The organism is Nocardia sp. NPDC049935, assembly GCF_055586645.1.
Window position 1 is genome coordinate 39,577 of the sequence record NZ_JBVJHV010000001.1, and the last position, 8,796, is coordinate 48,372.

An 8,796-nucleotide genomic window follows, 5' to 3' on the forward strand; every position below is an offset into this window, starting at 1 on the left:
GCAGGTCGTATCGTGCGGCCTGCTCGATGACCGGCAGATGCTGGGCGGGTGGCACACAACACGGCGCTCGGCGCACAAGGGGAGGGACTGGCGGCGCATTTTCTGCGATCCGCCGGTATGGAGATCGTCGCCCGTAACTGGCGCTGCCGGTACGGCGAACTGGACCTGATCGTCCGCGACGCGGGAACCACCGCGTTCGTCGAGGTGAAAACCCGGTCGGGGGTCGGCTTCGGCCTCCCCGCCGAGGCCGTCACCTTCCGGAAGCGGCAGCGTATCCGCCGCCTCGCCCTGCTGTGGCTCGCCGAACAGGAGGGCCCCTGGCAGCGGATCCGCTTCGATGTGGTGTCGGTGCTGCTACCGCGCGGCGGCGAACCGGAGATCGAGCATCTGCGGGCGGTGTTCTGATGCCGCTCGGACGAGCCTGCTCGATCGCGGTCCGCGGGATCGACGGGCAGGTGGTGGAGATCGAGGCCGATATCGGGCAGGGGTTGCCCTCGGTGCATCTGGTCGGTCTGCCGGATGCCTCGCTGCAGGAATCCCGGGACAGAGTGCGCGCGGCGGTCGCCAACACCGGCGAGAAATGGCCCGACGGCCGGGTGATCCTGGCCCTGTCCCCGGCGACCCTGCCGAAGGTCGGCTCGGTCTATGACCTGGCGCTCGCCGTGGCCGTGCTCGATGCCGCCGATATCGTGCCCTCCGCCCGGCTCGCCGGGACGGTTCTACTGGGGGAACTGGCCCTCGACGGCCGGCTGCGGCGGGTCCGTGGCATCCTGCCCGCGGTGCTGGCGGCACGCAGCGCGGGGCGCAAGGTGGCGGTGGTGCCGGTGGAGGCCCTGCCGGAAGCCGGGCTGGTGACAGGTATCCGGGTCCTGGGCGCGCCGACCCTGCGCGCGGTGCTCGACTGGTTGCGCGGCGAGGGCGAACTCGCCGAATCCGGCGCCGCGGTCGTCCGGCAGGCACCCGTGGCCGGCGATCTCGCCGATGTCGCGGGCCAGCAGGAGGCCCGGTGGGCGCTGGAGGTGGCGGCCGCGGGCGGACACCACCTGCTGTTCACGGGAGCGCCGGGCATCGGGAAGACCATGCTCGCGCAGCGGTTGCCGGGTGTGCTGCCGCCGCTGTCGGAGGACGAGGCGCTGGAGGTCACGGCCGTCCATTCGGTGGCGGGCACCCTGTCCGACGACCGGCCCCTGATCACCACCCCGCCGTTCGTCGCGCCGCATCATTCGACCTCGGTGAGCGCGATGGTGGGCGGCGGTTCGGGCGCGGCCCGGCCCGGCGCGGTGAGCCGCGCGCATCGCGGAGTGCTGTTCCTGGACGAATGCGCCGAGGTCGGGGCGAAGGTCCTGGAAGCTCTGCGGACACCTCTCGAGGAGGGCGAGGTGCGGATCGCCCGGCGCGACGGGGTCGCCCGGTATCCGGCTCGATTCCAGCTGATGCTGGCGGCCAATCCGTGTCCCTGCGCACCGGCGCGGGACGTGGACTGTATCTGCGCGCCCCTGGCCCGGCGGCGCTATCTCGGCAAACTGTCCGGTCCATTGATGGACCGGATCGATATCTGGATGCAGATGCACCCGGCGGGCCCCGGATTGGCAGCGGGGGATTCGGAGAACAGCGCCGCCGTGCGCGAACGGGTCACCGCGGCCCGGGCCGCGGCCGCCGCCCGGTGGCACGAACACGGGTGGCGCACCAATGCCGAGGTCCCGGGCCATGCCCTGCGCCGCCGGTTCCCGCTGCCGAGCGCGACCACGGCCCTGGTGGAGGCGGCCCTGCGCATGGGCCGCATCTCGGCACGCGGCGCCGACCGCGCGCTGCGGGTCGCGTGGACTGTCTGTGATCTGCGGGGCGGCGATGAACCGACAGCGCACGATGTGATGCAGGCGCTGAACTTCCGGCAGCGGGGTACGCAATGAGCGCCGCCGTCGGATCGCCGGGGGCGCAGGGGGCCGCCGGCGAGTCCGAGGAACGGCAGCTCGCCTGGGCCTACCTGTCCCGGGTGGTGCTCGGACCGTGTCCCGCGCTGAGCGCGTTGATCGATGCGGTGGGAGTGCGGGAAGCCGCCCGGGCGGTCCGGGAGAGCGCGCTACCGGAGGTGCTGCGCGCGCCGACCGCACAACGCCGCGAACTCGATCTGGCCGCCCGCGATATCGAGACGATGCACGGTCTCGGCGGGCGCCTGGTGACCCCGGACGATCCGGAATGGCCCGCCTGGCGGGTGCTCGGCCTCGCACAGCTCACGCCCGGCCGCGACCCGGACGGCGCCGTACCGCTGGTGTTCTGGGTGCGGGGCAACCGCAGTCTCGCCGAACTCACCGAACGGGCGGTGGCCGTGGTCGGGGCGCGCTGCAGCACCGCATACGGCGACCGGGTGACCGGCACGATCAGCGGCGAACTGGCGGCCAACGGGTGGACGATCGTCTCCGGTGCGGCATTCGGAATCGACGGTATGGCCCATCGCGCGGCGCTGGCCGTGGGCGGCGCCACCCTCGCCGTACTGGCCTGTGGCGCCGACCGGCCGTACCCCGCGCAGCACGACCGCCTCATCGCCCGGATCGCCGAAACCGGGCTGGTCGTCAGCGAGTATCCACCCGGAACGGCGGCCCGCAAACATCATTTCCTCGCGCGTAACCGCCTGGTCGCGGCGCTCGCCGATGCCGTACTGGTGGTGGAGGCCGGAGTGCGCAGCGGTGCCCGCAACACGGTGAAATGGGCACGGCGGATCGGCCGGCCGGCGTTGGCGGTACCGGGGTCGGTGGATTCGGCGGCCTCGGCGGGCTGCCACCGGATGATCCGCGACGGGGAAGCCGTTCTGGTCGGCGGCGTCAACGATGTCGTCGCCGAAGCCGCGCCGCTGCATCTGCCGCTCGCGGCGGGGCCGCAGGGCTGGATGCCGGGCGGGCTCGGGGCGGCCGAGAACCGCGTCTACGCGGCGCTGCCCGCGACGGGCGGCAGATGGCCGCACCAACTCTGCGTGGATACGGGATTGGCGCCGGGCGAGGTCCGGGCGGCGCTGGCCGCGCTCGATCTCTCGGATTCCGCACGCTGCGGGGGAGAGGGGTGGTTCCGGACCGCACCCGCCACGGCGGCTCCTCCGGGGAACTCGCGGTAGGCGGTGGCGAGGGGTCGTGTGCGCGGTGTCCGGCGGGTTCGGTGCGCCGGGTTTCCCGGTGATATCCGCGCGGGGGCTTGCGGTACCGCAGGCGGCGGGTGACGGTTGAGCCGTGGCGGAGTTACCCCAGGACCTGGAGGCATTGCTCACCGAGTACGGCAGGCACTTGCGGCTCGGGCGGAACCGGTCGGCGCATACGGTCCGGGCCTATCTGGGTGACGCGCGATCGCTGCTGGCGCATCTGGTCGGGCACAGTCCCGACGCCTCGGTCGCCGAACTCGATCTCACCACCCTGCGTGCCTGGCTGGCAGTGCACGCCGATCGAGGAGCCGCCCGGACGACCACCGCGCGCCGGGCGTCGGCGGTCCGGGCCTTCACCGCGTGGCTCACCCGCACCGGCCGCCTCACCGTGGACCCGGGGCTGCGGCTGGCAGCGCCGAAGGCCCATCGGAGCCTGCCCGCCGTGCTGGGGCAGGAACAGGCCGGGCGCGTGCTGGGAGCGGTGGAATCGGGGGCCGCGCAACGGGACCCGATGGCCCTGCGGGACCGGCTCGTCATCGAGCTGCTGTACGCCACCGGAATCCGGGTCAGCGAGCTGTGCGGGCTGGATATCGACGATCTCGATCGGGAGCGGCATCTTGTCCGGGTGCTCGGCAAAGGCAACAAGGAGCGGTCCGCGCCGTTCGGGGGGCCCGCCGACCACGCCATCCAGGAATGGCTGACCTACGGCCGTCCGCTGCTGGCCCGTCCGGATTCCGGGCGGGCGCTGCTGCTGGGGCGGCGTGGGCGGAGACTGGATCAGCGGCAGGCCCGCAGCGTGGTCCATGCGGCGGTATCGGCGGTACCGGGTACGGCGGATATGGGTCCGCACGGGCTCCGGCACACCGCGGCGACCCATCTGCTGGAAGGCGGCGCCGATCTGCGGATCGTGCAGGAGTTGCTCGGGCACGCCAGTCTGGCGACCACACAGCTCTACACCCACGTGTCCGTCGACCGCCTGAGAGCGGCACACGACCAGGCCCATCCCCGGGCGTGAACACCGACGTTCCGGCCGCCGGTCGATATCCGGTACGGCGGATCGCGGCGCGCACTCGGCGGCCTATGACGGTGGCTCGCGGTGGCGTTACGCTGACCGGCGGATCCGTCAACTGTGACCGGCCGGTGGCCCGGGAGGTGAGCGTGCAGACCACGATCGGCGCGGGCGCCGGATGAGCCCGCGGGAAACACGATCTTCGGACCCCGGCCCCGGTGGGCCGCCGGCCGAGCGCACGGCACCCGTGGACTATCGGTTCACTCTCGCCAACGAACGCACCTTCCTGTCCTGGATTCGTACCGCGCTGGGACTACTGGCGGGTGGGGTCGCCGTGCACGCCGTCGTCCTCGAGCAATGGGAGGGGAATTTCCGGACGGCACTGGCGGTGAGCTGCCTGCTGCTCTCGTTGCTGGTCGCCTCGGGTGCCTATCTGCATTGGCGGCGGATTCGCGTCGCGATGGATGCGGGCCGGCCGCTGCCGGGAACCGTGCTCGTGCCCCTGCTGTCCGCCGGGACCGCCTTCGTGGCGGCCCTGGCCTGCCTCGCCGTCCTGCTGCACTGAGGCCGGCGCCGATGGCCGATCCTCTCGAACTACGGCTGGCCGCCGAGCGCACCGCGTTGTCGTGGCGGCGGACCTGCCTGGGCGCGGTCGCCGTCGGACTCCTGCTGCTGCGCGCGGTTGTCGAATCGGGCTGGAGCCCGGCCGCGCTGGCCCCCGGTATCGCGTGCCTGATCCTGCTCTCGGTGGCCGCGCTGGGTTACCGGCGCAATCTTCTGCTCCGTCATGCCGAGGCCGGTGCGGCGGGACCGACGATCCGCTGGGTGACCGTGGCCGTGGTGGTGGCGGCCCTGGTCACTCTCGGTTTCGTGGCCACCACGGCCGGTCCGCCGCACCGGGATATGCGCTGGACAGCGCCACCGAACGCGACCCCTCGCCCGGTGGTGGCCGCCCGAACGCCGGTATCCGCGGAGGGAACCTCGCTGCGCGCCCGGCTGGGTGCCGCACTGACCGCGGCATCGCGAGACGGCGATCGGAGGTCGGCCGCGCTGCTGCGCGCGACGCTCGTGGCCATCGACAACACCGAGGCCCTGGCACTCGGCGAACACCCGGCCTCGCCGCCGGACGCGCTGTCGACAGGTCGCCCGGCCGCCGCGGAGGCCCCGCGCCGGCGCCTCACCGACACCGATCTCGCCGCCATCGTGCGATCCGAGATCGCCGACCGCCTGACCGCGGCGGGCGAGAACGACCGCGCGGGTCGCGCCGACCGGGCGGCCGCGCTTCGCGCCGACGCCGCCATGCTCGCCACCTTCCTATGATCCCAGGTCTCGCGGCCGTGCTTTGGATCCGGCGGCACGCGTAGCCGGAGAGCCGGAAGAGGACGCGTATCCGTCCTCCCGCGTGATCTGTCCACGAGCAGGAATCAGCGCCCACCGCGAGCAGGGACGGACGCGCCGGCGTCCGGTGACCTGCCCGCGCTCATCGGGCCGGTGCTTCCACCGGTTTCAGCCGGATCGGGGCGAGCAGGAGCAGCCCGAGCGGATCGAGATATTCCCGGTCACCGTGCTCGGTGCGTTCCCGGCGCAGCCCCCAGTGCAGGCAGGCCGCCGCGCCGCAGCCCTCGTGCCCTCCGGCGAGTGCCCCCACCGGCGTTCCGCGACTCACCCGCCGGCCCACTGTCACCTCTGCTTCCACCGGTTCGTATGTGGTGCGCAGGCCGCCGTCGTGGGCGATCGACACCACCGGCTTCCCGGCCACCTCGCCGGCGAAGACGACGACACCCGGACCCGCGGCATACACGGTCTGTCCCGGCGAACCGGCGAGATCGACCCCGCGATGCCCGGGCAGCCAGTCGTGCTCGGGTGGGTCGAACGGCCGCACGAGCGCCGGGCGCGGCCGGAGCGGCCAGTCGAAGGTTCCGTCCGGGGCCGCGGTCGCCGTCCCGAGCGGAAGAATCGCGAACAAGGCCGGCGTCAGCGCGGCCTTTACCGCGAATGTCCGGCCGGGCGAACCCCCTCCCTTCGCCCGGCCGGACCGCGGGAAGGTCATCGGATACGTGCCGGGCACGCACAGGGCGCCGTGGCGCGCGGAGCGAGCCGGATCAGCGCACGCACCATATCGGTCAGCAGCGGGAGAACCCCGCAGAGCGAGCCGGTCGCGGAGCCGTGGCCGACGCCGAGGCCGCATCCGGCGGACCCTGTCGATGTCCCGCCTCGTCCGCTACCGGGAAGCCGGAGTGGCCCCTTCTTCGCGGTGTCGCCGGCGACCGTGCCCGAGGTGGGATCGGAAGCGGCCGGTGGTGGCACCGCCCCCGTCGTTCCTCGGACCGCCTGCACCCTGACCACACGCGGGGCCTGGCCACCGCTCTCGGCGAGTGGGGTGGCCGGTCCGGCGGCCGGGGCCGGTCCGGGGTGTGCCGCGTGGGCGGCGAGGGTGGTCCCCGGGCCCAGTGGGAGCGCGAGGAACACCGTGGTGAAGACCGCGCCCCACAGGAGCCCGGGATACCGGCGCACCGAATATCGCCGTCCCGGGCCGGGAATCCGGTGCCGCACCCGGCAAGCCGGTCCCGGGCTCGGCGGCTCGTGAAGCCGGGCCGGATTCCGGCCCGGTGAGCGCCCGACGAAGCGGTCCGGATCGCTCCGCGCAGGGATACACCCGGGCCACAGGGTGGTGTGGGGTGATATTCCGGGAAACCCGGTGCGGGGCCCGGAGAGGATCGGATCCGCTCTCCACGCCGGTCCGGTATCGGAGAATTCCGGTCTCGCGGGCCGGGCCGCCGCATCGGTGTGGCCGGATCGAGAGCCCGCGTGATCCATTCTGCGCTCGTAGCGGCGGGCCCGGCGCTCGACCTCGCTCGGTCCTCCCGGGGCGGCCGCTCCCGGCTCGTGACGGTGCTCCGCCGAGGTTCGGGCGGGCGTGGAACAGCGGCGCACAGGAGGGCCGCCGACGATACCCCGACCCGGAACGGGGGCGTCCCGGGTCGATGCCGGGCGCCGGTACGGGCGGCCGCGGAGGTTGGCCCGATGCTCCGCCTTTCGCCGGGGCCACCCGGCTGGTGGAGGCGGGGTCGCGAGTTCTCCGGAGGAGGTGGCCGGGCGCCGGAGGGTGGTATGCGGCCAGTGCGCCGGCGCGGGCGGACGGTCGCCGGGCGCCGTGGTGGCAGGCCCCGTCCCGGTGGTGTCATCACAGGTCATATGCCGAGCCTGCCGGGGTCCCGAGCGGCCCGGAACCCGGAATCCGGCATCTGTGGATTACTCGAAGCTGTGAATAATCAACGTTTCACTGGAGGTCTTCCGGCAGGTCACCGACGGCCGTTCCGATCGGCCGATTTCCGGTTCTCGCAGCGCAGGTCGTAAACTGGCCGGGCGGTCTGTGTTCGCACTGTATTCGTGTTCGCACTTCGGTGTCGGCACGACGTTCGTGTTCGCACCGGCCGACTTCGCGCACCACCGTGCTTGTTCATCACGGCGCTGCTCGCCTCGTGCTCCCCGCGGAGCCGAAGGTCGTCGGCGCAATTCCGGAACAGGGAACGTCTCGGCTGGTCCCGATCCACATCGGGTCCGAGCGTTCGGTGGTGCCAGGGCAGTGGGCCGCCGGCCTGCTGCGACAACCGGCAACGAAAGAGAGTACGAGAGCCATGGCTGTCGTAACCATGAAGCAGCTGCTCGACAGCGGCGCGCATTTCGGGCACCAGACCCGTCGCTGGAACCCGAAGATGAAGCGGTTCATCTTCACCGACCGCAACGGCATCTACATCATCGATCTGCAGCAGACGCTGACCTACATCGACAAGGCCTACGAGTTCGTCAAGGAGACCGTCGCCCACGGCGGCACCGTCCTCTTCGTCGGCACCAAGAAGCAGGCCCAGGAGTCCATCGCGGCCGAGGCCACCCGGGTCGGTATGCCGTACGTGAACCAGCGCTGGCTGGGCGGCATGCTCACCAACTTCTCCACCGTGCACAAGCGCCTGCAGCGCCTCAAGGAACTCGAGGCCATGGAGCAGACCGGTGGCTTCGAGGGTCGCACCAAGAAGGAAATCCTCATGCTCACGCGTGAGATGAACAAGCTGGACCGCACCCTCGGCGGTATCCGGGATATGCAGAAGGTGCCCTCGGCCATCTGGGTCGTCGACACCAACAAGGAGCACATCGCCGTCGGCGAGGCCCGCAAGCTGAACATCCCGGTCATCGCGATCCTGGACACCAACTGCGATCCGGACCTGGTCGACTACCCGATCCCGGGTAACGACGACGCGATCCGTTCGGCCGCGCTGCTCACCAAGGTCGTCGCCTCCGCGGTGGCCGAGGGCGTGCAGGCCCGGGCCGGCCGTTCCGCGGGCGACGACAAGCCCGAGGCGGGCGCCGAGCCGCTGCCGGAGTGGGAGCAGGAGCTGCTGGCGCAGGCCGCGCCGAGCGCCGACGCCCCCGCCGCCGCCGAGACCCCTGCCGAAGCTCCGGCGGAGACCCCGGCCGAGGCCTGAGTCGTAACCTCGCGTTCGGGCGGCGCTCACCGGCCACTGCCAAGGTGAGCGCCGCCCGGGCGGAACCCTTCCACAGTGGTGGGGGGGACACGGGGGGGGGAGGCAACCACAACACCCGAAACTACTATAAAGAATCGAGCGCGGCCCCCCCGGCGAAAAAAAACCCCCCCGACGGGAAG

8 protein-coding genes are annotated in these 8,796 nt (G+C 72.3%); 7 read left to right on the forward strand and 1 reads right to left on the reverse strand.

Translation table 11 applies throughout. The annotated features are described in order from the left end of the window. Positions 1-48: 48 nt before the first annotated feature. The 6 genes from ACZ6SF_RS00200 to ACZ6SF_RS00225 all read left to right on the forward strand — a co-directional run bounded on the left by ACZ6SF_RS00200 (position 49) and on the right by ACZ6SF_RS00225 (position 5,456). Positions 49-405 carry a YraN family protein gene (locus tag ACZ6SF_RS00200; protein WP_466059299.1) on the forward strand — a complete coding sequence of 119 codons (357 nt, stop codon included), beginning with the start codon at positions 49-51 and terminating at the stop codon, positions 403-405. Continuing rightward, a complete protein-coding gene (locus ACZ6SF_RS00205) occupies positions 405-1,910 on the forward strand; it encodes a YifB family Mg chelatase-like AAA ATPase (protein WP_466059301.1) in 1,506 nt (501 codons plus the stop codon). Before ACZ6SF_RS00200 ends, ACZ6SF_RS00205 begins: the two co-directional genes overlap by 1 nt. Next, positions 1,907-3,106 (forward strand): DNA-processing protein DprA, encoded by a 1,200-nt coding sequence (dprA, locus tag ACZ6SF_RS00210; RefSeq protein ID WP_466059303.1) that lies wholly within the window; start codon positions 1,907-1,909, stop codon positions 3,104-3,106. Before ACZ6SF_RS00205 ends, dprA begins: the two co-directional genes overlap by 4 nt. Before the next feature lie 112 nt (positions 3,107-3,218). Then, the gene (locus tag ACZ6SF_RS00215; RefSeq protein WP_466059304.1) at positions 3,219-4,142 is read left to right on the forward strand and encodes a tyrosine recombinase XerC; all 924 of its coding nucleotides are present in this window, start codon (positions 3,219-3,221) and stop codon (positions 4,140-4,142) included. Between the two features lie 172 nt (positions 4,143-4,314). Continuing rightward, complete coding sequence (locus ACZ6SF_RS00220; protein WP_466059306.1) at positions 4,315-4,701, forward strand: YidH family protein; 387 nt, start codon at positions 4,315-4,317, stop codon at positions 4,699-4,701. Positions 4,702-4,712: 11 nt separating this feature from the next. Further along, positions 4,713-5,456: a DUF202 domain-containing protein gene (locus tag ACZ6SF_RS00225; RefSeq protein WP_466059308.1), complete on the forward strand. Its 744-nt coding sequence runs from the start codon at positions 4,713-4,715 to the stop codon at positions 5,454-5,456. A gap of 160 nt (positions 5,457-5,616) precedes the next feature. Here the strand turns inward: ACZ6SF_RS00225 and ACZ6SF_RS00230 are convergent, their stop codons facing one another. Beyond that, on the reverse strand, positions 5,617-6,186 hold the full coding sequence (locus ACZ6SF_RS00230; protein ID WP_466061284.1) for a M23 family metallopeptidase: 570 nt from the start codon (positions 6,184-6,186) through the stop codon (positions 5,617-5,619). A gap of 1,588 nt (positions 6,187-7,774) precedes the next feature. Between ACZ6SF_RS00230 and rpsB the strand changes: the two genes are divergently transcribed. After that, the gene (gene rpsB, locus ACZ6SF_RS00235) at positions 7,775-8,617 is read left to right on the forward strand and encodes a 30S ribosomal protein S2 (protein WP_466059310.1); all 843 of its coding nucleotides are present in this window, start codon (positions 7,775-7,777) and stop codon (positions 8,615-8,617) included. The last annotated feature ends 179 nt before the right edge of the window (positions 8,618-8,796 follow it).